Source organism: Janthinobacterium sp. 1L-D-8-B-C4 (assembly GCF_057291295.1).
Window position 1 is genome coordinate 40,464 of record NZ_JBXAVX010000018.1, and the last position, 22,304, is coordinate 62,767.

Consider the following 22,304-nt stretch of genomic DNA (forward strand, 5'->3'; position numbering starts at 1 on the left):
TTCAACGATACCAATCAAAGGAAATATCATGCGTGCTTTGCTGGCCCTGTGCTGCGCCGTCGCCCTTGGCGGCTGCGCCATCGTCATCAACCCCAACGATGGCGACGTGCGCTACAGCACGGATTCCGGCGGCAAGGCTGTCGACGGCAACCAGCAGCTCAGCCGTGATGCGCGCACGATCAGCAGCGCGACGGTGCTCGATATCGGCAGCCTGAACGGCGCCGACGCCAGGATAGCCGTGCGCATCGGCCCCGTGGCCTCGCTGGTGATCGAGGCCGACAGCAATATTCTGCCGCTGATCCAGAGCGAAGTGAGCGGCAACACCCTGCGCATCTGGAGCGATGCCAACCTGCACCGCAGCAACGACATCCATATCACCTACACCACGCCGCACCTGAACAAGATCAGCACGCTCAGCGGCGGGCGCCTGGTCGCCAGCGGGTTTAACGGCGATGACCTGACCCTGGTGCAGCACGGCTCGATGAAAAGTGAATTGTCGGGCAAAGTAGGACGCCTCGACCTCGCCAACTACGGTTCGGGCAGCATCAACGCGGCCGGGCTGGTCAGCGGCAACAGCGATGCGGTACAGAATGGCTCGGGCCGCATTCACCTGGGCCAGCTACGCGCCGAGCGGGTCAACCTGGCCGTCAATGGTTCGGGCAGCATCAGTGCCAGCGGCACCGTACAACGCCTGGACGCCAATGTGAATGGCTCGGGCAACCTTAACCTGGCGCCCCTGAGCAGCGAAGTTGCGTATTTGTCGAGCAATGGTTCGGGCGATATCGATGCTACCGCCAGCGGCGAAGTCAACGCCCGCTCCAGCGGCTCGGGCCGCATCACCGTGCATGGCGAGCCGGCCAAACGCACCTTGTCGGGCTCGCGCGTGCGCGTGGTGCAATAAGACGCTGGGCGGGGGCTTGCTATACTGTCGGCCCCTGTTCCTTTTCGCGTCATCGCCATGCCGACTTCCGCCTCCCTGGCATGCCGCCCCTCGTGCGGCGCCTGCTGCACCGCTCCCTCGATCACCAGCCCGATACCCGGCATGCCCAATGGCAAACCGGCCGGCGTACGCTGCGTGCAGCTGGCCGACGACAACCTGTGCCGCATCTTTGGCCAGCCCGAGCGGCCGGCGTTTTGCGGCGGCTTGCAGCCGTCAGTGGAAATGTGCGGCGACAGCCGTGAATATGCGGTGCGGTGGCTGGGCGAGCTGGAGCGCTTGACAGCGCCCTGAGATACCGTTCCAGCCGGCTGGCTCAGCCTTTCGGCGCGTCCTGTGTACCGTTGACCATGCGGTTGTATTCAATCAGCAGCGAGACCAGTCCAAAGACACACAGCGCGATCACGCCGTCGCGCACATCAGTCAGGCCCAGCCCGCCATGGCGGAAATAATGCATCACTTCAACTACCGCCACCATCGCCAGGCAAGCCAGGCCATGGCGGCGTACGGTATTGCGCAGCAGGGTTGCCATTGAAAACTTCTCTGTCGTCATGAGGTCGCCTCCCATTGAATTACTATAACTGTAACAGTTATTTATATCTCAATGGCAATGCCGTGGCTTTTTACCAGCGCTCTTGAGCAACGCTTGACGAAAAATGCACGTTTGCGTATATTCATGCGCATTCCTGCACGATTAAATGAGCCATGACCGCCAACCTGCTTCTAAAACAGCGCCACGCGCTGATCCAGCAACAATTGCAAGCCGATGGCCGGGTGCTGGCGCTGGACCTGGCGCGCCAGCTTGATGTGTCGGAAGACACGATACGGCGCGACCTGCGCGAGATGGCCGCTGCCGGGCTGTGCCAGCGCGTATATGGCGGCGCCCTGCCGCTGGCGCCCGATGGTGGCACGTTGACCCAGCGCCAGCATGAAGCGCCCGAAAGCAAGGCGCGCCTGGCGCAGGCGGCCGTGTCGCTGGTGCGCGCGGGGCAGGTGCTGTTTCTCGACGCCGGCTCGACCAACCTGGCGATTGCCACCGCGTTGCCGCCATTGGCATTGACGGTGATCACCAATGCGCCGGCGATCGCCATGGCGCTGATGGAGCGGTCCGAGATCGAGCTGATCATGGCCGGCGGGCGCGTTGACCGGCGCGCCGGCGCCAGCCTGGGGCCGCAGGCGCTGCGCACGGTCGAGCGCATGCATCCCGACCTGTGTTTCCTCGGTGCCTGCGGCGCCGATGCCGACGCGGGCGTGACCGCCTATAACTATGACGAAGCCGAATTCAAGCGCAGCATCGCCGGCGCCAGTCGCGCGGTGGTGGTGGCAGTGACCAGCGACAAGCTGGGCACGGCCGCGCCATTCGGCGTGCTGGCCACCGGCCTGCTGCAGCACCTGGTGCTGGAAGCCACCGCCGATGCCGTCCATGTTGCCGCGTTCGAACGGCAGGGCGTGCAGGTGCTGCGCGCCCGCGCCCGTTGAACTTCTTCCATCCCTTACCTTGAAAAATCACGCCATGCACCTTACCGGTACCCTGCAACAACGCGCCACGCGCCTGGTCTTTTTCGCCGCCGGCCTCGGCATGGCGGCCTGGGCGCCGCTGGTGCCCTACGCCAAGACCCGCCTGGGCCTCGATGAAGCCACCCTCGGCTTTTTATTGCTGTGCCTGGGCGCGGGTTCCCTGTGCGCCATGCCGTTTACGGGCGTGCTGGCTGGCCGCTTCGGCTGCCGCAGCGTGATCCTGTGGGCCGGCGCGCTGCTGATCGCCATCTTGCCGGGACTGGCACTGGCCGTCACGCCGCTGCAGCTGGGCCTGGTGCTGCTGGCTTTCGGCGCCGCCATGGGCACCATGGACGTGGCCATGAATATCCAGGCCGTGATCATCGAAAAAGCCAATGGCGGCGCGATGATGTCCGGCTTTCACGCCATGTTCAGCGTGGGCGGCTTTGCCGGCGCCGGCTGCATGGCTCTGCTGCTGTGGCTGGGCCTCACGCCCGCCTGGTCATGCGTGGTGCTGATGATATTGCTGGGCGCGGTGATCGGCGCCTCGCAAGGTCATTTGCTGCGCACGGTATCGTCCAGTGGCGAAAAGACGCCGCTGTTCGTGATGCCGCACGGCGCCGTCATCCTGATCGGCTTGCTGTGTTTTATCGTGTTCCTGGCCGAAGGCGCCATCCTCGACTGGAGCGCCCTGTTCCTGACCACCACGCGCGGCGTGGACGCCAGCCAGGGCGGCCTGGGCTACGCGGCGTTTGCCATCGCCATGACGGTCGGCCGCTTTACGGGCGACAAGGTGGTGAGCCGCTTTGGCGGCAAGCGGGTACTCGCTTTCGGCGGCCTGTGCGCGGCCGGCGGCTTCTTCCTGGCGGTACTGGCGCCGGGCGCGCTGCTGGCGCTGCTGGGCTTCGTGCTGGTCGGCCTGGGCGCGGCCAATATCGTGCCGATCCTGTTTACGGCGGCCGGCAACCAGACCGCCATGCCGGCCAGCCTGGCGGTGGCGGCGATTACCACCATCGGCTATGCGGGCATCCTGGCCGGGCCGGCCGTGATCGGCTTCGTGGCCCACGCCACCAGCCTCAATATCGCGTTTGCCATCCTCGGCGGCGCGCTGCTGCTGGTGGCGGCCAGCGCGCGCCTGGCCACAGCGCCAGCAGCAGCGGCCAAAGCGGCAGCCTGAACCTCCCCTTGCCTGCCTGGCGGCGCTAAAAAAGCATTGCCAGGCAGCGCCCCAATCGCGTCCACAAGGCGCTCTCGTGGTAAGCTTCGACCCCGCGCGGATGGCAAACGCCGCGCGGTCTCCCCCTCCTCTTGTTGCTTACCCACTAACTACATCGCGATTCATGGATCTGATTCTTGCATTTAAAGCCATCATCATGGGGCTGGTCGAAGGTTTTACCGAATTCCTGCCAATTTCCTCCACCGGCCATCTGATCCTCGCAGGCAGCCTGCTCGACTTCACCAACGATGTGTCGAAAGACGTGATGGATGTGTTCGAGATCGCGATCCAGGCCGGCGCCATCCTCGCCGTGTGCTGGGAATACCGCGCGCGCATCGCTTCCGTGCTGTCCACTTTCAGTACCGAACTGAAATCGCGCAAGTTCGTGCTCAACGTGGCGATCGCCTTTCTACCGCTGGCCATTATCGGGCTGGCGATCGGCAAAATGATCAAGCATGCGCTGTTCAAGCCGGTGCCGGTGGCGCTGGCCTTCATTATCGGCGGCGTGATCATTTTGCTGGTCGAGCGCCGCGCGCGATTGAACCCGGTCACCGTGCGCGTCAATTCGGTCGATGAAATGACGCCGCTGGACGCGCTGAAAGTGGGCTGCGCGCAGGCGTTTGCGCTGATTCCCGGCACCAGCCGCTCGGGCTCGACGATTATCGGCGGCATGCTGCTGGGCCTGTCGCGCAAGACGGCCACCGAGTTCTCGTTCTTCCTGGCCATTCCCACCTTGCTGGCCGCCACCTTTTACTCGCTGTACAAGGCGCGCGACATTTTGTCGGCCACCGACCTGCCGCTGTTTACCCTCGGCACGCTGGCTGCGTTTGTTTCCGCCTTTTTGTGCGTGCGCTGGCTGCTGCGCTACATCAGTTCGCACGACTTCACATTCTTTGCCTGGTACCGTATCGTGTTTGGCGTGCTGGTCATCGCCAGCGCCCATTACGGCTGGGTTGTCTGGGCAGAATAAGGCACCATGAATCAAGACCTCAACGCGCAAGCCCTGCAGACGCTGCAAACCGTCTTCGGCTATCCGGCCTTCCGCGGCCAGCAAGCCGATATCGTCGACCATGTCAGCCACGGCGGCGATGCGCTGGTGCTGATGCCCACCGGCGGCGGCAAGTCGCTGTGCTACCAGATCCCGGCGCTGCTGCGCGACGGCGTCGGCGTGGTCATCTCGCCGCTGATCGCGCTGATGCAGGATCAAGTGGACGCGCTGGCCGAAGTAGGCGTGCGCGCTGCCTTTCTGAATTCGACCCAGACCTACGAAGAAGCGAGCCGCATCGAGCGCCTGGTGCGTACCGGCCAGATCGACCTGGTGTATGTTGCGCCTGAACGATTGATGACGCAGCGCTGCCTGGACCTGTTCCAGGCCTCGAAAATCGCCCTGTTCGCAATCGACGAGGCGCACTGCGTGGCCCAGTGGGGCCATGACTTCCGCCCCGAATACATCAAGCTGTCGGTGCTGCACGAGCAGTTCCCGGATGTGCCGCGCATTGCATTGACGGCCACGGCCGACCCGCAGACGCGCGCCGAAATCGCGCTGCGCCTGCAGCTCAATGACGCGCGCCAGTTCGTGTCGTCGTTCGACCGTCCGAACATCCGCTACCAGATCGTTGAAAAGGCCAATGGCCGCAAGCAGCTGCTCGACTTCATCAGCACCGAACACGCGGGCGACTGCGGCATCGTTTACTGCCTGTCGCGTAAAAAAGTCGAAGAGACGGCGGAATTTTTGAACGAAAACGGCATCCGCGCGCTGCCCTATCACGCCGGCATGGAGTACGCCAAACGCAGCGCCAACCAGGCGCGCTTCCTGCGCGAAGAAAACCTGGTAATGGTCGCCACCATCGCCTTCGGCATGGGCATCGACAAGCCCGACGTGCGCTTCGTGGCCCACCTCGATCTGCCGAAAAGCATCGAGGGCTATTACCAGGAAACCGGGCGCGCGGGCCGCGACGGCATGGCGGCGAACGCGTGGATGGCGTATGGCCTGCAGGACGTGGTGCTGCAGCGGCGCATGATCGACGAATCGGAAGCCGACGAAACCTTCAAGCGCGTGCTGGGCGTGAAACTCGACGCCATGCTGGGCCTGTGCGAAACGCTCAGCTGCCGGCGCATGCGACTGCTCGAATACTTCGGCGAACCGGCTTCGCCTTGCGGCAATTGCGACACCTGTCTGGTGCCGCCGGTGTCGTTCGACGGCACGGTGCCGGTGCAAAAACTGCTGTCGGCGATCTACCGGGTCGACCAGCGCTTTGCCGGCGGCCACGTGATCGACGTCTTGCGCGGCATGGAGTCCGAGCGCATCAAGACCTGGCACCACGATAGCTTGTCGGTGTTCGGCATCGGCGCGGACCTGGGCGAAGCGGAATGGAAATCGATCCTGCGCCAGGCCATCGCGCTGGGCCTGGTCTCGGTCGACCATGAACAATACAGCTCCTTGAAACTGACCGACGCCTCGCGCCCGGTGCTCAAGGGCGGCCAGAAAGTGCAGCTGCGCCAGTACCAGAAGCCGGTCAAGACCAGCAAGCGCAGCACCAGCGTCGCCAAGGGTTACGTCGAGATGGATCTGTCGACCAGCGAACAGGCGATTTTCGACAAGCTGCGCTGGTGGCGCGTGGAAACGGCACGCACCCACAATGTGCCGGCCTACGTCATTTTCGTCGACGCGACATTGCGCGAGATCGCCAAGGCCAAGCCCACCTCGCTGGAACAGCTGCGCAGCGTCAGCGGCGTCGGCGAGAAAAAGCTGGCCTCGTATGGCGATGAAATCGTCGCCATGATTCTGGAGATGATCTGATGGAAGCGCTGTCGCCCGACCTGATCTACCAGGCCGTGAAACTGCTTGGCGCCGGACCCGACGCCGACGACGACGTGGAAGCGCAAGTGCGCGCCATGGTGCAGGACGACCTCACCGTGCGCCGCCTGGCCGACGTGGTGCCCGAAGCGTTCGGGCTGGTGCTGGCGTCGCACCTTCCCGGCGCAAAAAACGTCATCTTGCCCGATACCTTCTGCGCGCAGGATGAGGATGGCGAATGGGTGGCATTCCCCATGCGACACGAACCGATCTTTGCCGTTGCCGCCGATATCGCCCGCCATACCTTCCACAACGGCCCGCGCGCGCTGATGCAGAACCTGGCCGACCGCAGCTCCTTGCTGTCGGCCATCAGCCAGGCCCTGAACACGGGCGAATCGCTCGACGGCACGACACTCGGTCCGCCTTCCTTCTTCGGCCTGCCCGCCGCGCTGTACCAGCAGCCCGCATGAACAACGGCGCCTGCGGGCGCCGTTTCAATATCTATCGTGCGACAGGCTTGCCGTCCGCATCAAGCACCGTCACCTCGCCCCAGCCCAGCTCCCGCACGCCCGCTTCGATCTTGCGCAGGTCGCCGATCACCACCCATACCAGCTCATCCGGCTGCACGAACTTGCTGGCGGCGCCGGCCAGTTGCGCCGGGTCCAGCTGGCGCAGCTTTGCCGAATAGCCGGACCAGTAATCGTCAGGCAGGCCCAGATTGAGGCTGGTCAGCGCGGCCGAATCGAGCGCTGCCAGGGTTTCAAAACGGCCCGCCAGGCGCGCGCCCATGTTGCGCATGATGCTGTTGAATTCCTCGCCTTGCAGCGGGTGCTCGCCAGCCACGCCACGGATTTCTTTGGCCACTTCGAGCATCGCTTCGCGGGTTTTGTCGGTCTGCACCGGCGCCACCACCAGCAGCGCGCGCTGGCCGCGCGGATTGGTCAGTTGGCCGCTGGTGCCGTAGCTCCAGTGCTTGTCCAGGCGCAGGTTGCGGTTCAGGCGCGAGGTGGCCATGCCGCCAAAGTTCTGCATCACCGGTTCCATCGCCAGGTCTTCCGGCTGACCCTGCAATTGGCTCAATTGCGCGGCAACGATGGTCGATTGCGGCGCATCGGGTTTGTCGATCAAAAACACGCGCTTGCCGGCCGTGCGCGCTGGCGCGGCGGCTGGTTTGGCCGGCGCGCTGCCGCCCTGCCAGGCGCCGAACGACGCTTCCAGCGCCGGCATCAGCTGCGCCAGCGTGGTGTCGCCGCTGACGACGATGGTGGCGCTGCCCGGCTTGAACCAGCTGGCGTGCCACTGCGCCACATCGCCACGCGTGAGGTGGCTCACGCTGTCGGCGTCACCGGAGGCGGGACGGCCATAGGCCTGATCGGCGCCATACAGGATGCCGGGCACGATGCGCATCGCCAGGCTGGTCGGCTGGGCCTTTTCCTGCGCGATCTGCGCCAGGCGGCGCTGCTGTTGCTGCGCGAACAGCGCGTCCGCAAACGCCGGGCGCAAAGCCGCGTCGGCCATCAGCGCCAGCGACGGCGCCAGGTTGCCGGCCGTCGACTGCAGGCGCAATAGCGACAGGTCGGCCAGGGTCGCGGCCGACATGTTCGCGCCCAGCGATTCGAGCGCGTCCGACATCTGGAAGGCGTTGCGCGTGCGCGTGCCCTTGTCGAGCAGGTCCATCGCCAGCGAGGCGGCGCCGGCCTTGTCGCCGGTGTCGGACGCGCTGCCGGCGTCGAGCGCCAGGGTCACGTTGACGATCGGCGCCGTGTGCCGCTGCAGCAGCACTACTTTCACGCCATTTTTCAGCTGCGCGCGTTCGATGGCGGGAAACGCCACGTCGGGCGGCGTGCCCAGCGCCGGCAGCAGCTTGCGGTCCAGCGTGGATTTTTCCACCGCCAGCTGGGCAAACGGCTTGACCGTCATGGTATGGCTGTGGGCATTGAGCCAGGCCGCGCCGCTGCGTTTGACCTGCTCCGGCGTAGCCTTTGCCGCCGCTTCCAGCTGGTCCAGGTAGGCTTCCGGCGTGGCGCCGAAGGTGGCGTTTTCGGCCAGCAGGTCGGCGCGCCGGCCCAGGCGCTCGTTGGCGCGCGCAAAGGCGGCCAGGCTGCTGGTCTTGACACGCGCCAGTTCGGCCGGCGTCGGTCCTTGCGCCAGCAGTTCGCGCAGCACCTGGTCCATCTCGCGCTCGGCGTCGGCCGGCGCCACGCCCGGCTTGACGGTGACGATGATGTTGAAGGTGCTGCCCAGTTGCGCATCATTGACGCCGGCGTTGACGGCGGTGGCCAGGCCTTTTTCATACACCAGGCGGCGCTCCAGGCGCGCGCTTTTCGAGCCTGCCAGCACTTCGGCCAGCAGCGACAGGCGCGCCAGTTCCGGGTCGCCGACGGCCGGCGCATGGTAGCTGCGGTAGATGCGCGCCTGCGGCACGCGGTCTTCCATCTCGCTGCGGATATCGCTGTCCAGCCGAGGAATCCAGCGTTGCGTGCGCGGCAGCGGCGGGCCCGGCGGAATCGCGCCGAAGTACTGCGTCACCAGCGCCAGCGCGCGCTCGGGCGTGATGTCGCCGGCCAGCGAAATGACGGCGTTGTTCGGCCCGTAGTAGCTGCGGTACCACTGCTTGATGTCGTCCAGCGAGGCGGCGTTCAGGTCGTCCATGCTGCCGATGGTCGACCACGAATACGGGTGCGAATACGGATACATCTGCGCGCTGATTTCCTGCCACACGCGCCCGTAAGGCTGGTTCTCGCCCTGGCGCTTTTCATTTTGCACCACGCCGCGTTCGCGCTCGAGCATCTCCTTCGAAATGTAGTTGCCCAGGTAGCCCATGCGGTCCGATTCCAGGTACAGCGTGCGCTCCAGCGCCGACACCGGCACGTCTTCATAGAAATTGGTGCGGTCGCCATTGGTGGTGCCGTTGCGGTTGTTCGCGCCCAGGTCATCCATCGCTTCACGAAAGCCGTGCGGATAGTTTTCCGAGCCGTTGAAGAAAAAGTGTTCGAACAGATGCGCAAAACCGGTCTTGCCGCGCTGCTCGTTGCGCGAACCGACGTGGTACCACAGGTTCACCGCCACCACGGGCACGCTGTGATCTTCATGCACGACCAGGGTCAGGCCGTTCCTGAGCACGAATTTCTGCTGCTTCAAGGCGTAGGTACTGCGCTGGAACGGCGCCTGGGCCACCGGCGTGGCGGCGTGCAGCGGCAGCGCCATGTTTGTGGCCAATACCAACGGCAGCGCCACGGACAACCACAGTTTCTGTTTCATGCGTCACCTCAAAAAACACATCACGTCAAACCGCCGCAAGCCGGCGGCGGGGAGTGCGGATATTTTGCCAGATGTTTTAGATGGCAAAGAATTATTTATTTCGTTTCAGCAATTCGCAGCAAGCGCGCTGCCGGCCTATGCATGTGCGGCCAAAAACGGTACGATCCTGCGATGGAAACCAAATGGCTGGAAGACTTCATTTCGCTCGCTGAAACGCATAATTTCAGCCGTTCGGCGGCCCTGCGCCACGTCACCCAGCCGGCTTTTTCGCGTCGCATCCAGTCGCTGGAAAACTGGCTCGGAACCGACCTGGTTGACCGCACTTCCTACCCCACGCGACTGACGCCGGCCGGCGCCGTGTTCTACGAGCAGGCGCTGGAAATGCTGGGCCAGATCAATGGCGTGCGCGCCCTGCTGCGCGGCAAGCGCGCCGCCACCCAGACCAGCGTCGACTTCGCCGTGCCGCACACGCTGTCGCTGACCTTCATGCCGAAGTGGCTGACGGCCCTGGAACAAGGCTTCGCGCCGATCAACAGCCGCCTGATGGCCCTGAACGTGCACGACGCGGTGCTGCAGCTGGTCGACGGCGGCTGCGACCTGCTGCTGTGCTATCACCATCCGCGCCAGCCGGTGCAGCTCGATCCGGGCCGCTACGACATGCTGGTGATGGGCCGCGAAACCGTGCGCGCCTACGCCCGCTGCGGCGCCGACAAGGTGCCCGATTTCGTCCTGCCCGGCAGCGCCGACGACCCGGTGCCGTTTCTTTCCTATACCAGCAACGCCTACCTGGGACGCATGGTGGAACTGTTGATGGCCGACGCAAAAACGCCTTTGTACCTCGACACCTGCTACGAAACCGACATGGCCGAGGGCCTGAAAATGATGGCGCTGGAAGGGCGCGGCATCGCTTTTCTGCCTGAATCGGCAGTGCTGCGCGACGTCAAGTACAAGCACCTGGCGCTGGCCGACGGCGGCGCGCCGGGCTGGGAAATCGAGCTGGAAATCCGCTTGTACCGCGAACGCCCGAACGGCCAGCGGCCTGGCAAGGCCATCGTCGAAAGCCTGTGGCAGTACCTGGTGCAATCGCAGGAAAATGCCGCACAAGACGCGAAAAAGCACCGCCGGCGCAAACGCCCCGCCACCGAATCCTGACGCGACAACTATGCAATAAATGCATAACCGGATGCGCACAAAGCATTGGCCGGGGCATGCGGCCATCGCCTACGATGCGGTTCCGCTGCGCGTAGCTGCTTTCCGGTTACGCCTCTCACGTATTCGTATTGTCCAGGAGCTTATCAAGCATGACCAGCAAGCACGCACTGCCTTCCTACCTCAACCCTGAAGATCTCGGCCCATGGGGCGTCTACCTTGAACAGATCGACCGCGTCACGCCCTACCTGGGCAGCCTGTCGCGCTGGGTCGAAACCCTGAAGCGCCCGAAGCGCATCCTGACGGTCGACGTGCCCATCGAGCGCGATGACGGCAGCATCGCCCACTACGAAGGCTACCGCGTGCAGCACAATATGTCGCGCGGCCCGGGCAAGGGCGGCGTGCGCTTCCACGAAGACGTGACGTTGTCGGAAGTGATGGCCCTTTCGGCATGGATGACGGTCAAGAACGCGGCCGTCAACGTGCCATACGGTGGCGCCAAGGGCGGTATCCGCGTCGATCCGAAGACCCTGTCACGCAACGAGCTGCAGCGCCTGACGCGCCGCTACACCAGCGAAATCAGCATGATCATCGGCCCGAACAAGGATATTCCGGCGCCGGACGTCAACACCAATGAACAGGTGATGGCCTGGATGATGGACAGCTACTCCATGCTGAACGGCAATATGTCGACCGGCGTGGTGACCGGCAAGCCGATCTCGCTCGGCGGCAGCCTGGGCCGCCGTGATGCGACCGGCCGCGGCGTGTACGTGATCGGCTGCGACGCCGCCGCCCGCATCGGCGTGCCGATCGAAGGCGCGAAGGTCATCGTGCAAGGTTTCGGCAACGTCGGCGGCGTGGCCGCGCGCATGTTTGCCGAAGCCGGTTCGAAGATCGTCGCGGTGCAGGACCACAAGACCACCGTCGTGCATAGCGGCGGCCTGGACATTCCGCAACTGCTGGCGCACGTGGCCGAAGCGGGCAGCGTCGAAGGCTTTCCGGGCGCCGAAGCGTTCGTGCCGCGCGACGATTTCTGGGGCATCGATTGCGACATCCTGATCCCGGCCGCGCTGGAACAGCAGATCACCGCCGAGCGCGCCCACATCATCCGCGCCAGGATCATCCTGGAAGGCGCCAACGGCCCGACCATGCCGGCCGCCGACGACATCCTCAACGACAGGGGCGTGCTGATCGTGCCGGACGTGCTGGCCAACGCCGGCGGCGTGACCGTCAGCTACTTCGAATGGTCGCAGAACTTCTCGAGCTTCTTCTGGACCGAAGAAGAAATCAACAGCCGACTGACGCGCATCATGCGCGAAGCCTTCGACGCGGTGTGGCAAGTGTCGCAGGAGAAAAAAGTGTCGATGCGTACCGCGACCTTTATCCTGGCCTGCACGCGCGTGCTGCAGGCGCGTGAAGTGCGTGGTTTGTATCCGTAAATACCGCGTTCGCAAGAGCACGTAAAAAATCCCGCCGCACAGCAATGTGCGGCGGGATTTTTCATGGCAGGTACTTAACCCAGCCGCCTTCAGGCATACTATCGGCACCCATATCAACAGGAATACCCATGAGCCGTATTTTAATTACCGGAAAAACTGGCCAGGTCGGCTACGAACTGGAACGCAGCCTGCAAGGCTTGGGCGAGATCATCGCGGTCGATCGCAGTCAGATGGATTTAAGCAATCTGCAGCAGGTGCGCGATGTGATTCGTAGCGTGAAACCCACCTTGATCGTCAATCCTGCCGCCTATACGGCAGTCGACCAGGCGGAACGCGAGCCGGAACTGGCGCAGTGTATCAATGGCGAAGCCCCAGGCGTAATGGCGGAGGAAGCTAAAAAGCTGGGCGCGACACTGATCCATTACAGCACCGATTACGTATTCGATGGCACGAAGGATGGCGCTTACCTGGAAACGGACCCTACCTGCCCGGTGAATGTGTACGGCAGCAGCAAGCTGGCGGGCGAACAGGCGATTCTTGCCTCGGGTGTGAAACACCTGATCCTGCGTACCAGCTGGGTCTACAGCACGCACGGTAAAAATTTCCTGCTGACCATGCGCCGCCTGGCGCAGGAGCGCGACGCGTTGAACATCGTCTCGGATCAGTTCGGCGCGCCGACCTGGAGCCGCACGATTGCCGATACCACCGCACACATCGTGGCGCAAAGCCTGGCTGCCGCCGACCAGCAAGCGTGGTGGGACCAGCACTCCGGTCTCTACCATCTGACGGCACAAGGTAAAACCACCTGGTTTGGTTTTGCGGAAGCGATCATGGCGCACGCATCGGTAACGAAAAAGCCGCAGCTGACACCGATACCGGCCTCGGCCTATCCGGTACCGGCGCAACGCCCTGCCAATTCGGTGCTGTCGTCGCAAAAGCTGATGGACGCTTTCTGCGGTTTGCCGAACTGGCAGGATGCCTTGGAGCTGTGCCAGAACTAGGCGGCGTAGCCTTGCGGATTCTGGTGCTGCCAGCGCCAATGGTCGGCGCACATGTCATCGATGTTCTTTTGCGCCGTCCAGCCCAGCAGTTCGCGTGCCTGGTCGGCCGAAGCGTAGCAGCTGGCGATGTCGCCCGGGCGGCGTGGCACGATCTGGTACGGCACCGGACGGCCGCTGGCCGCTTCAAAGGCGCGCACGGTGTCGAGCACGCTGTAGCCGTGACCGGTACCGAGGTTGACGGTAAAGCCGCCTTCGAGCGAAAACAAACGGTTCAGGGCCGCCACATGGCCCAGCGCCAGGTCGACCACATGGATGTAGTCGCGCACGCCTGTGCCGTCCGGCGTCGGATAATCATCGCCGAATACCGACAGCTTGTCGCGGCGGCCGACGGCCACTTGCGCAATGAAGGGCATCAGGTTGTTCGGAATGCCGGCCGGATCTTCACCGATCAAGCCGCTCGCATGCGCGCCCACCGGATTGAAGTAGCGCAGCACGCCGACCTGCCACTCGCCATCGGCACGCACCAGGTCGCCGAGAATTTGCTCGACCATCAATTTGGAGCGGCCATACGGATTGGTCACCGACAGGCGCGACGTTTCCAGGATGGGCAAGGCTTCCGGATCACCATATACGGTGGCCGATGAACTGAACACGAAGCGCTTCACATTGGCGGCGGCCAGCACTTCCAGCAACGCCACGGTGCCGCTGACATTGTTATCCATGTACATCAGGGGCTTGGCCACCGATTCGCCCACCGCTTTGAGGCCGGCGAAATGGATCACCGCATCAATCGCATGCTCTTGCAGCACGGCAGCCATGGCGGCGCGGTCGCGCACGTCGGCTTCGTAGAACGGCACGCTCTTGCCGGCAATGCGCTCGACGCGCAACATCGCTTCGCGCGCGCTGTTGCACAGGTTATCCACTGCAACCACGTCAAAACCGGCCGCCAGCAATTCGACGCAGGTATGTGAACCGATGAAACCGGAGGCGCCGGTCACGAGAATTTTCTTGGCCATCATTTCAATCCATGCTAAAAAGTCAAGCTTAGCGCAATTGTGCAAGCTTGACCAGCAAGCCAGCTCCCGTGTGCCGGTTTATTTCTTGATGAAGACCAGATCCCACACACCATGGCCCAGCTTCAGGCCGCGGTTTTCAAACTTGGTCAGCGGGCGGTAGGCCGGCTGCGGCGCATAGCCCTCGGCACTGTTTTGCAGCTGTGGCTCGGCGCCGAGCACTTCCAGCATCTGCACCGCATAATCTTCCCAGTCGGTAGCGCAATGCAGGTAGCCGCCCGGCGCCAGGCGCTCGGTCAGTTGCCGCACGAACGGCGACTGGATCAGGCGGCGCTTGTTATGGCGCGCCTTATGCCAGGGATCGGGGAAAAACACATGGATGCCGGCCAGCGAATTGGCCGGTATCATGTGCGTCAGCACCTCCACCGCATCGTGCTGCAGCAGGCGCAAGTTCGTCAGCGATTCTTCACCGATCAGTTTCAACAAGCTGCCCACGCCCGGCGTATGCACTTCAACGCCGATAAAGTCTTTGTCCGGCATCGCCTTGGCGATATGCGCGGTGGTGGCGCCCATGCCGAAACCGATCTCCAGGATCACCGGCGCCTGGCGTTTGAATACCTGTTCGAAGTCGAGCGCCTGCTTGGCGAACGGCAGCAAAAATTGCGGCCCCAGCGTCTCGAGCGCGCGCGCCTGCGCCACCGACAGGCGCCCCGCGCGGGTGACGAAACTGCGGATGCGGTGTTCGGTCGGATCGTACATCATCGGCCGCGCCGGGCCGTTTGCTGGAGTATCAGAAGACATGGGAATGAGAAAAAAGTAGCCGCGCCACGCGCATACCGGATGCCGGCAAAAAATGGAGCGGGTGAAGGGAATCGAACCCTCGTCGTAAGCTTGGGAAGCTTCTGCTCTACCATTGAGCTACACCCGCGAAGCCTGCATTTTACGCGGGATGGGAAGTAGTTGGCAAACCGCGAGACGAAGTGATCTCTTACCACACGGCAAGCAAAGCGTGAAAGTGGAGTAGATGTTGCAGACAAGATGTCCATATTTTGTTAACTTGATACAACACTCTACAGAAAATCCCAAAAAATGCTTTAGTATTGGAACGGATTGCCTCTGAAACTGCCATCACCAAGCGTGCATGCAGACTAACACGCAGAATGTTGCTACAATCGCGTACTTAGTTTCATAATTTATAGCGTTTTTCCCCTGTTAAACCAAAAAAGGATACTTCCATGAAAAAAATTCTGATCGCTTCGGCAATCCTGGCTTTCGCTTCGGCACAAGCTATGGCACAAACCACCGCTCCAGTTGGCGGCGCGCCAGTGCCACCAGCAGCAGCTCCTGCAGCTGGCGCTACCGGCGCAGCTGCCGGCGGCACCGTTGCCGGCCTGAGCACCAGCGCTCTGATCGCCATCGGCGCAGCTGTTGCTGTTGTCGCCGGCGCAGCAAGCTCGGATTCGACCACCACCCACCACGCTGCTACTACCCACCGTTAATCATTTGCTGCCAAGGCAGCAAATGGCAGGCTCAACCAACTGGTTGATCTTTAACCACAAGGTGACTGCCTGATGGAGCATGAGGTTGGCATCAGTTAATGATGTCAATCTCAGCAAAAAGAGCCCCTTTCAATTGAAAAGGGCTTTTTATTTTTCAGCAAGCAATATCGAAAAAAGCATATTCAGATATGTTTATCCCGCCGATAACGCGCTCATCAACCATGTCTTGTAATTTACCCCAATAAGAATTCTGCTTTCATGTTTGATTATTGCCCTGCCGTTGCAACCACTTCCAGATGAAAAACCAGCCTTTCCATAAACGCGTGGTTTTTGCTTTGCAGGGTATAGAGGCGGCTCTTCGCATGGAATCGAGCTTTCGCCTGCAATGTCTCGCCGCACTATGCGTGGCCGTTGTACTGGCATACTTCCAGCCATCCATGATCTGGTGGGCAGTCATACTGCTCAATTGCGGCATGGTTCTGGCCGCAGAACTTTTCAACACAGCACTTGAGCATTTGATTGACCATGTGCATCCCGATCTGCATCCAAGCATTAAAATTGCCAAGGATTGTGCCGCAGGTTCAGTGTTATTGCTTAGCTTGAGCGCCGTAGCAGTATTTATTGCTTTCCTGATGGAACAGTACTGATGTTTTCAAGAGTATTATTCGCTCAAACTAATTTTCGAAACCGTCAAACAACATTTCAAGACGATATAATTAAAAACAAGACCAAAAAAATCCTTTGAGATGATGTGCTGCTAAAAATCGGGTCGAAAAAAATACTTTTTTGCATATGGGAAACATTCCATATCTGCCAATCTTTGTAAAAAAATGTTCAACCAGCCTGTCCAATAAATTTATTTTTAATTTTGAATTGATGCATAGATGAATACTCCTCTCGTACCTGTCATTCTTTGTGGTGGTTCCGGCACACGTTTGTGGCCACTATCTCGTGAAGGTTTCCCCAAGCAGTTTTTGCGTCTTTCCGGAGAAAACAGCATGCTGCAGCAAACGCTGCAACGCTTGGTCGGCCTGGAGTCAATGACGCCAGCTTTGTTGGTTTGCAATGAGTCCTCACGCTTTATCGTCGCCGAGCAACTGCGTGAAATCGGACTGACCGATGCGCGCATGGTGCTCGAACCCATGCGCCGCAATACGGCACCGGCTATCGCGACGGCGGCGTTGCAGGCAATGGAAAACGGCGCGGATCCGATCCTGCTGGTACTGCCATCGGACCATGTGATCCTCGATACGCCAGCGTTCCACCATGCCATCGGCGTGGCGCGCATTGCTGCTGAACACGGTAGCTTGCTCACTTTCGGCATCACGCCTGCCGGCCCCGAAACCGGTTATGGCTACATCCGTGCCGAAAACACCGGTGCGGGCGAAGTGCAACGCATCGTGGAATTCGTTGAAAAGCCGGCCCTGGCGCTGGCGGAACAATATATTGCCAGTGGCGATTATTTCTGGAACAGCGGCATGTTCGTGTTCCGCGCCAGCCGTTATCTGGAAGAACTCGAACGTTTCCAACCTGCCGTCGTGGCGGCCTGCCGCGAAGCGCTGGCAAAAGCAAAGAGCGATCTCGACTTCATCCGCCTGGATCACGATGCCTATGCGGCCAGCCCCGATATCGCGGTCGACTACGCCGTCATGGAACGCACCAGTCATGCGGCCACCATCGCACTTGATGCTGGCTGGAACGATATCGGCTCGTGGGCAGCTGTTCTCGAGGTTGCCAAGAAAGACGCTGGCAACAATAGCGCTCAAGGCGATGTGGTCATGCAAGATTGCAACGATTGCCTCGTCCATGGCAATAGCCGTCTGGTCACCGCCATCGGCATGCGCAACACGATCATCGTGGAAACCGCCGATGCCGTGCTGGTAATGGATGCGGACCAGGCACAACATACCAAAACGCTGGTGGCGCAACTGGTCAAGCAAGACCGCAGTGAAGCCACCATGCACCGTGAGGTGTTCCGTCCTTGGGGTTCGTACGACTCGATCGGCAATGGCGATCGCTTCCAAGTCAAGCGCATCACCGTCAAGCCAGGCGCCAAGCTGTCGCTGCAGATGCACCACCACCGCGCCGAACATTGGATCGTGGTCTCGGGCACGGCCCAGATCACCAATGGCGACAAGGAATATCTGCTGACAGAAAACCAGTCAACCTATATCCCGCTGGGCGTGGTGCACTCGCTGGCCAACCCTGGCAAAGTGCCGCTTGAACTGATTGAAATCCAGTCGGGCAGTTATCTGGGCGAAGACGATATCGTGCGGTTTGAAGATCGTTACGGCCGCGTGTAAGCAAGCCCCGGCAAAGGGATCTGGCCTTGCCATATCCCTTGCATTTCCACTGAAGTTTATAAGGTTTAGCAAGTCATCATGAAACCCATCGAAGGCATTTTTGTAAAAGAGGTCAAATGGTATTGCAGCAGCACAGCGGAAAAATATTTTCTGACCATTGCTGATGCCATTGCCTTGTTCGCCGCATTCTGGTTTGCCAGCACCAGAACGCTGCAGGCAAGCGAGTTAAACGCCTGGGGCCTGGATGGCACTCGCTTGCTCAGCTTTTCCCTCCTATCTCTTGTCACGCTGGCGCTCTTCAAACTGAAGGGCCATCATGCGAAGCGTCGCCCCTACTCCAACGAAATCCGCGAAGTACTGAAAATCGTCGTGGTCATGGGTCTGATTGACGCATCGCTGCTGTTTCTTGGCAAGCGGGACTCCTCGCGTGAAGCGTTGCTGGCGATCTGGCTGCTGGTGCCTTGTTTTGTGCTTCTGCTGCGTGGCCTGGTCAAATTTTTGCTGATGAAGGTGGGAGGCTGGATACGTCCGATGGTCATCATCGGCTGGGGCGACAATGCCTTGCAGACCGCGCGCGCCTTCGATGAAGAATCCTTGATGGGTTATCGCCTGATTGCTTTCCTGATTCCCGAAGGGCGCGAGCGGTTCGAACACAATTATATGAACCGCTCCAAACAGCCCGTTCCTTGCATTGCTCTCGGACCGGATCCTGAACTCACCTTGAAAACGCTGGGCGATCCGCATGCGGTAGTGGCATTGGAACAGGGTGGCATCGATGCCTACCAGGGCATGATCCAGCAAGTGAGCCGTCGTGTCGCCAACATGCAAGTTGTGCCGGCAGTGCGTGGCCTACCGCTGTATGGCATGGAAGTCAACCACTTCTTCACGCATGAAGTGCTGCTGCTTACCATGCGCAACAACTTGGCGCGGCCGGGTTTGCAACTGATGAAGCGCTGCTTCGATCTGACGGCATCGATCATGGTACTGATCGTCGGTTCCCCCGTCTTGCTGTGGATCGCCGCGAAAGTGCTGGCCTCGGGCCGGCCCATTTTCTACGGCCATCGCCGCGTGGGCCAGAATGGCAAGCATTTCTTGTGCTACAAATTCCGTACCATGGCCGTCAATGCCGACGTACTGCTGAAGGAATTGCTGGAGCGCGATCCGCAGGCACGTGCCGAATGGGACCGTGATTTCAAATTGAAAAACGATCCGCGTATCACGTCGATCGGCCACTTCCTGCGCAAGACCAGTCTCGATGAATTGCCGCAGCTATGGAATGTGCTCAAGGGAGAAATGAGCCTGGTCGGCCCACGTCCTGTGGTCGATGCGGAACTGGAGCGCTATGGCAATCAAATCGATTACTACCTGGAAGCCAAGCCCGGTGTCACGGGCCTGTGGCAAGTCAGTGGCAGGAATGACGTCAGCTATGACACCCGCGTCTACCTCGATGCCTGGTATGTCAAGAACTGGTCACTCTTCAACGATATTGTTATTTTACTAAAGACGGTCAAGGTCATTTTCAAAAAAGATGGCGCTTACTGATAAATAACATTATTTAAAATTTAAATAATTTGCAAAGCAAGAAAAGGATAGAACATGATTTTAGTTACTGGCGGTGCCGGCTTTATCGGCTCTAATTTTGTCCGCGACTGGCTGGCGCTCAATGATGAGCCCGTTATCACGCTTGACAAACTGACCTATGCAGGCAATCTCAACAATCTGGCAAGCCTGGAACAGGACCCGCGCCATATCTTTGTGCGCGGTGATATTGGCGACACCAAACTGATATCGCGCCTGCTGGCAGAACACCAGCCGCGCGCGGTGGTGCACTTTGCAGCGGAAAGCCACGTCGACCGCTCGATCCACAGCCCTGGCGAATTCATTTCCACCAACGTTAATGGTACCTTCAGCCTGCTTGAAGCATCGCGTGCCTACTGGTCCGGCTTGACCGGCGAAGCCAAGAACGCTTTCCGTTTCCTGCACGTATCGACCGATGAAGTGTATGGCACCTTGGGACCACAGGATCCACCGTTCACCGAAACCACGCCGTATGCGCCCAACAGCCCTTACTCGGCATCGAAGGCAGCATCGGACCACTTGGTACGCGCCTACTTCCATACCTATGGAATGCCGGTACTCACTACCAACTGCTCGAACAACTATGGTTCTTTCCATTTCCCGGAAAAACTGATTCCTTTGATCATCAGCAATGCCCGCGCCGGCAAACCGCTGCCGATCTACGGCGACGGCATGCAGGTGCGTGACTGGCTGTATGTCGGTGACCACTGCTCGGCGATCCGCCGCGTGCTGGAAGCCGGCCGCTTGGGCGAAGTCTATAACGTCGGTGGCTGGAACGAGATGGCCAACCTGGAAGTCGTTCACACGCTGTGCGACATCCTTGACACGCTCGATCCGAAAGCTGCAGGCAGCTACCGCGAACAGATCACTTATGTACAGGATCGCCCTGGCCATGACCGCCGCTACGCCATCGATGCACGCAAGATCGAACGCGAACTGGGCTGGAAGCCGGCCGAAACCTTCCAGACCGGCATCCGCAAGACGGTGCAGTGGTACTTGGACAACCAGACATGGGTGCGCGACGTGCAGTCGGGTGACTACTTGAAGTGGGTAGAAACGAATTACGCGGCACGCGACGCGGCAAAGGAAGCGATCTGATGAGCACGAATATCGAACGCAAGGGCATTATCCTGGCCGGCGGCTCCGGCACGCGTCTGTACCCTGTGACGATGGCAGTCTCGAAGCAATTGCTGCCGGTGTACGACAAGCCGATGATTTACTATCCGCTGACGACACTGATGCTGGCTGGCATGCGCGACATCCTAATCATTTCAACGCCACAAGATACGCCACGCTTCCAGGAACTGCTGGGCGATGGCAGCCAATGGGGCATCAACCTGACCTATGCCGTGCAGCCAACCCCGGATGGCCTGGCTCAAGCGTTCATTATCGGCAAGGAATTTGTTGGCGACGCGCCATCGGCATTGATCCTCGGCGACAACATTTATTACGGCCATGACTTCGAAACGCAATTGCGCGAAGCGTCTGCGCGCACCAGCGGCTCCACCGTGTTCGCGTATCACGTACATGACCCGGAACGCTATGGTGTGGTCGACTTCGACGAGCAGCGCCGTGCTGTCAGCATCGAGGAAAAGCCGCTCAAGCCAAAATCGAACTATGCCGTGACCGGTTTGTACTTTTACGACAACCAGGTGTGCGACATCGCCGCTGGTATCGCGCCGTCGCCACGCGGCGAGCTGGAAATCACCGATGTCAACCGAGTCTACCTGGAGCGCGGCGAGCTGAACGTTGAACTGATGGGCCGCGGCATGGCTTGGCTAGACACCGGCACGCACGAGTCCCTGCTGGAAGCGGGACAATTCATCGCCACCATCGAAAATCGCCAAGGCCTTAAAGTAGCTTGCCCTGAAGAAATTGCCTATCGCAAGGGTTATATCGATGCCACCAAACTGGAACAACTGGCCCAGCCGCTGAAAAAGAACGCCTATGGTCAGTACCTGTTACGTTTGCTCGACGAAAAGATATTCTGAGGCGCGCGCCTTTCACTCAGTTCATACATTATTACTAGACCATGCAAATTCAGACCACATCCATTCCTGACGTGTTGATACTTGAACCAACCGTATTTGGCGATGACCGCGGCTTTTTCTATGAGAGCTTCAACAAAAACCGCTTTGCAGAACTGACCGGCGTAACCACTGAGTTTGTGCAGGACAATCACTCCAAATCCGCAAAAGGCGTATTACGAGGCCTGCACTATCAGATCCAGCATCCGCAGGGCAAGCTGGTGCGCGTTACTTCCGGAGAAGTCTTCGATGTCGTCGTCGACCTGCGCAAAAGCTCGCAAACTTTCGGTAAATGGGTCGGCGTTGTTTTGTCGGCAGCTAATAAACGTCAGCTGTGGGTACCCGAAGGTTTTGCCCATGGTTTCGTGGTAACCAGCGACAGTGCCGAGTTCCTATACAAGACCACGGACTACTGGGCACCGGAATTTGAACGCACTATTCTGTGGAATGATCCGGCGATCGGAATCGACTGGCCGCTGCACACGGAACCAGTGCTGTCCGGCAAGGACAAAACTGGCACGCTATTGATCAATGCGGAAGTGTTTGTCTGATCGTGTTCCCCGCTCCATACAGCGCCGCAACGCGGC

At 60.5% G+C, this 22,304-nt stretch carries 21 protein-coding genes and 1 tRNA gene; 17 read left to right on the forward strand and 5 right to left on the reverse strand.

Going from position 1 to position 22,304, the window contains the following annotated elements; translation table 11 throughout:
• Positions 1-28 precede the first annotated feature (28 nt).
• The gene (locus AC0Z42_RS25315; RefSeq protein ID WP_485470837.1) at positions 29-901 is read left to right on the forward strand and encodes a head GIN domain-containing protein; all 873 of its coding nucleotides are present in this window, start codon (positions 29-31) and stop codon (positions 899-901) included.
• A 57-nt stretch (positions 902-958) separates the two neighbouring features.
• Positions 959-1,231: a YkgJ family cysteine cluster protein gene (locus AC0Z42_RS25320; RefSeq protein ID WP_485470838.1), complete on the forward strand. Its 273-nt coding sequence runs from the start codon at positions 959-961 to the stop codon at positions 1,229-1,231.
• 22 nt (positions 1,232-1,253) lie between these two features.
• Here AC0Z42_RS25320 and AC0Z42_RS25325 read toward each other — a convergent pair whose 3' ends face one another.
• Positions 1,254-1,490 carry a hypothetical protein gene (locus AC0Z42_RS25325; RefSeq protein ID WP_485470839.1) on the reverse strand — a complete coding sequence of 79 codons (237 nt, stop codon included), beginning with the start codon at positions 1,488-1,490 and terminating at the stop codon, positions 1,254-1,256.
• 152 nt (positions 1,491-1,642) lie between these two features.
• Between AC0Z42_RS25325 and AC0Z42_RS25330 the strand changes: the two genes are divergently transcribed.
• From AC0Z42_RS25330 to AC0Z42_RS25350, 5 genes are all read left to right on the forward strand, one after another.
• A complete protein-coding gene (locus AC0Z42_RS25330; RefSeq protein WP_485470840.1) occupies positions 1,643-2,416 on the forward strand; it encodes a DeoR/GlpR family DNA-binding transcription regulator in 774 nt (257 codons plus the stop codon).
• Between the two features lie 34 nt (positions 2,417-2,450).
• A complete protein-coding gene (locus AC0Z42_RS25335) occupies positions 2,451-3,611 on the forward strand; it encodes an MFS transporter (protein ID WP_485470841.1) in 1,161 nt (386 codons plus the stop codon).
• Positions 3,612-3,774: 163 nt separating this feature from the next.
• The gene (locus AC0Z42_RS25340; RefSeq protein ID WP_485470842.1) at positions 3,775-4,620 is read left to right on the forward strand and encodes an undecaprenyl-diphosphate phosphatase; all 846 of its coding nucleotides are present in this window, start codon (positions 3,775-3,777) and stop codon (positions 4,618-4,620) included.
• Between the two features lie 6 nt (positions 4,621-4,626).
• The gene (gene recQ / locus AC0Z42_RS25345; RefSeq protein WP_485470843.1) at positions 4,627-6,450 is read left to right on the forward strand and encodes a DNA helicase RecQ; all 1,824 of its coding nucleotides are present in this window, start codon (positions 4,627-4,629) and stop codon (positions 6,448-6,450) included.
• Positions 6,450-6,917 carry a hypothetical protein gene (locus tag AC0Z42_RS25350; protein WP_485470844.1) on the forward strand — a complete coding sequence of 156 codons (468 nt, stop codon included), beginning with the start codon at positions 6,450-6,452 and terminating at the stop codon, positions 6,915-6,917. Before recQ ends, AC0Z42_RS25350 begins: the two co-directional genes overlap by 1 nt.
• 31 nt (positions 6,918-6,948) lie before the next feature.
• Here the strand turns inward: AC0Z42_RS25350 and AC0Z42_RS25355 are convergent, their stop codons facing one another.
• On the reverse strand, positions 6,949-9,708 hold the full coding sequence (locus tag AC0Z42_RS25355) for a M16 family metallopeptidase (protein WP_485470845.1): 2,760 nt from the start codon (positions 9,706-9,708) through the stop codon (positions 6,949-6,951).
• A gap of 171 nt (positions 9,709-9,879) precedes the next feature.
• Here AC0Z42_RS25355 and AC0Z42_RS25360 point away from each other — a divergent pair, with 171 nt between their 5' ends.
• The 3 genes from AC0Z42_RS25360 to rfbD all read left to right on the forward strand — a co-directional run bounded on the left by AC0Z42_RS25360 (position 9,880) and on the right by rfbD (position 13,297).
• Entirely contained in the window at positions 9,880-10,860 is a 981-nt protein-coding gene (locus AC0Z42_RS25360) for a LysR family transcriptional regulator (protein ID WP_485470846.1), read from the forward strand.
• Between the two features lie 149 nt (positions 10,861-11,009).
• Complete coding sequence (locus AC0Z42_RS25365) at positions 11,010-12,296, forward strand: Glu/Leu/Phe/Val family dehydrogenase (protein ID WP_485470847.1); 1,287 nt, start codon at positions 11,010-11,012, stop codon at positions 12,294-12,296.
• A 128-nt stretch (positions 12,297-12,424) separates the two neighbouring features.
• Positions 12,425-13,297 carry a dTDP-4-dehydrorhamnose reductase gene (rfbD, locus tag AC0Z42_RS25370; RefSeq protein WP_485470848.1) on the forward strand — a complete coding sequence of 291 codons (873 nt, stop codon included), beginning with the start codon at positions 12,425-12,427 and terminating at the stop codon, positions 13,295-13,297.
• Here rfbD and galE read toward each other — a convergent pair.
• The 3 genes from galE to AC0Z42_RS25385 form a co-directional block, all read right to left on the reverse strand.
• On the reverse strand, positions 13,294-14,313 hold the full coding sequence (gene galE, locus AC0Z42_RS25375; RefSeq protein WP_485470940.1) for a UDP-glucose 4-epimerase GalE: 1,020 nt from the start codon (positions 14,311-14,313) through the stop codon (positions 13,294-13,296). The genes rfbD and galE overlap by 4 nt on opposite strands.
• Positions 14,314-14,391: 78 nt before the next feature.
• Positions 14,392-15,072, reverse strand: a complete 681-nt coding sequence (gene trmB / locus AC0Z42_RS25380; RefSeq protein WP_485470849.1) for a tRNA (guanosine(46)-N7)-methyltransferase TrmB — start codon at positions 15,070-15,072, stop codon at positions 14,392-14,394.
• A 92-nt stretch (positions 15,073-15,164) separates the two neighbouring features.
• Positions 15,165-15,238 (reverse strand) — tRNA-Gly (locus AC0Z42_RS25385).
• Between the two features lie 307 nt (positions 15,239-15,545).
• On the opposite strand from AC0Z42_RS25385, the gene AC0Z42_RS25390 reads away from it, so the two are divergent.
• The 7 genes from AC0Z42_RS25390 to rfbC all read left to right on the forward strand — a co-directional run bounded on the left by AC0Z42_RS25390 (position 15,546) and on the right by rfbC (position 22,268).
• Positions 15,546-15,809: a hypothetical protein gene (locus tag AC0Z42_RS25390; RefSeq protein ID WP_485470850.1), complete on the forward strand. Its 264-nt coding sequence runs from the start codon at positions 15,546-15,548 to the stop codon at positions 15,807-15,809.
• A 296-nt stretch (positions 15,810-16,105) separates the two neighbouring features.
• The gene (locus AC0Z42_RS25395; protein ID WP_485470851.1) at positions 16,106-16,456 is read left to right on the forward strand and encodes a diacylglycerol kinase; all 351 of its coding nucleotides are present in this window, start codon (positions 16,106-16,108) and stop codon (positions 16,454-16,456) included.
• Between the two features lie 237 nt (positions 16,457-16,693).
• Entirely contained in the window at positions 16,694-18,112 is a 1,419-nt protein-coding gene (locus AC0Z42_RS25400; RefSeq protein ID WP_485470852.1) for a mannose-1-phosphate guanylyltransferase/mannose-6-phosphate isomerase, read from the forward strand.
• Between the two features lie 78 nt (positions 18,113-18,190).
• A complete protein-coding gene (gene wbaP, locus AC0Z42_RS25405; protein ID WP_485470853.1) occupies positions 18,191-19,654 on the forward strand; it encodes an undecaprenyl-phosphate galactose phosphotransferase WbaP in 1,464 nt (487 codons plus the stop codon).
• Between the two features lie 54 nt (positions 19,655-19,708).
• Positions 19,709-20,788 carry a dTDP-glucose 4,6-dehydratase gene (gene rfbB / locus AC0Z42_RS25410; protein WP_485470854.1) on the forward strand — a complete coding sequence of 360 codons (1,080 nt, stop codon included), beginning with the start codon at positions 19,709-19,711 and terminating at the stop codon, positions 20,786-20,788.
• Positions 20,788-21,681 (forward strand): glucose-1-phosphate thymidylyltransferase RfbA, encoded by an 894-nt coding sequence (rfbA, locus tag AC0Z42_RS25415; protein WP_485470855.1) that lies wholly within the window; start codon positions 20,788-20,790, stop codon positions 21,679-21,681. Before rfbB ends, rfbA begins: the two co-directional genes overlap by 1 nt.
• Before the next feature lie 41 nt (positions 21,682-21,722).
• Positions 21,723-22,268 carry a dTDP-4-dehydrorhamnose 3,5-epimerase gene (rfbC, locus tag AC0Z42_RS25420; RefSeq protein ID WP_485470856.1) on the forward strand — a complete coding sequence of 182 codons (546 nt, stop codon included), beginning with the start codon at positions 21,723-21,725 and terminating at the stop codon, positions 22,266-22,268.
• Positions 22,269-22,304 lie beyond the last annotated feature (36 nt).

Excerpts from the sequence above, each read along its gene's own strand:
- AC0Z42_RS25315 (WP_485470837.1), top strand. The coding sequence starts at position 29 with ATGCGTGCTTTGCTGGCCCTGTGCTGCGCCGTCGCCCTTGGCGGCTGC.
- AC0Z42_RS25320 (WP_485470838.1), top strand. The coding sequence starts at position 959 with ATGCCGACTTCCGCCTCCCTGGCATGCCGCCCCTCGTGCGGCGCCTGC.
- AC0Z42_RS25325 (WP_485470839.1), bottom strand. The coding sequence starts at position 1,490 with ATGACGACAGAGAAGTTTTCAATGGCAACCCTGCTGCGCAATACCGTA.
- AC0Z42_RS25330 (WP_485470840.1), top strand. The coding sequence starts at position 1,643 with ATGACCGCCAACCTGCTTCTAAAACAGCGCCACGCGCTGATCCAGCAA.
- AC0Z42_RS25335 (WP_485470841.1), top strand. The coding sequence starts at position 2,451 with ATGCACCTTACCGGTACCCTGCAACAACGCGCCACGCGCCTGGTCTTT.
- AC0Z42_RS25340 (WP_485470842.1), top strand. The coding sequence starts at position 3,775 with ATGGATCTGATTCTTGCATTTAAAGCCATCATCATGGGGCTGGTCGAA.
- recQ (WP_485470843.1), top strand. The coding sequence starts at position 4,627 with ATGAATCAAGACCTCAACGCGCAAGCCCTGCAGACGCTGCAAACCGTC.
- AC0Z42_RS25350 (WP_485470844.1), top strand. The coding sequence starts at position 6,450 with ATGGAAGCGCTGTCGCCCGACCTGATCTACCAGGCCGTGAAACTGCTT.
- AC0Z42_RS25355 (WP_485470845.1), bottom strand. The coding sequence starts at position 9,708 with ATGAAACAGAAACTGTGGTTGTCCGTGGCGCTGCCGTTGGTATTGGCC.
- AC0Z42_RS25360 (WP_485470846.1), top strand. The coding sequence starts at position 9,880 with ATGGAAACCAAATGGCTGGAAGACTTCATTTCGCTCGCTGAAACGCAT.
- AC0Z42_RS25365 (WP_485470847.1), top strand. The coding sequence starts at position 11,010 with ATGACCAGCAAGCACGCACTGCCTTCCTACCTCAACCCTGAAGATCTC.
- rfbD (WP_485470848.1), top strand. The coding sequence starts at position 12,425 with ATGAGCCGTATTTTAATTACCGGAAAAACTGGCCAGGTCGGCTACGAA.
- galE (WP_485470940.1), bottom strand. The coding sequence starts at position 14,313 with ATGGCCAAGAAAATTCTCGTGACCGGCGCCTCCGGTTTCATCGGTTCA.
- trmB (WP_485470849.1), bottom strand. The coding sequence starts at position 15,072 with ATGATGTACGATCCGACCGAACACCGCATCCGCAGTTTCGTCACCCGC.
- AC0Z42_RS25390 (WP_485470850.1), top strand. The coding sequence starts at position 15,546 with ATGAAAAAAATTCTGATCGCTTCGGCAATCCTGGCTTTCGCTTCGGCA.
- AC0Z42_RS25395 (WP_485470851.1), top strand. The coding sequence starts at position 16,106 with ATGAAAAACCAGCCTTTCCATAAACGCGTGGTTTTTGCTTTGCAGGGT.
- AC0Z42_RS25400 (WP_485470852.1), top strand. The coding sequence starts at position 16,694 with ATGAATACTCCTCTCGTACCTGTCATTCTTTGTGGTGGTTCCGGCACA.
- wbaP (WP_485470853.1), top strand. The coding sequence starts at position 18,191 with ATGAAACCCATCGAAGGCATTTTTGTAAAAGAGGTCAAATGGTATTGC.
- rfbB (WP_485470854.1), top strand. The coding sequence starts at position 19,709 with ATGATTTTAGTTACTGGCGGTGCCGGCTTTATCGGCTCTAATTTTGTC.
- rfbA (WP_485470855.1), top strand. The coding sequence starts at position 20,788 with ATGAGCACGAATATCGAACGCAAGGGCATTATCCTGGCCGGCGGCTCC.
- rfbC (WP_485470856.1), top strand. The coding sequence starts at position 21,723 with ATGCAAATTCAGACCACATCCATTCCTGACGTGTTGATACTTGAACCA.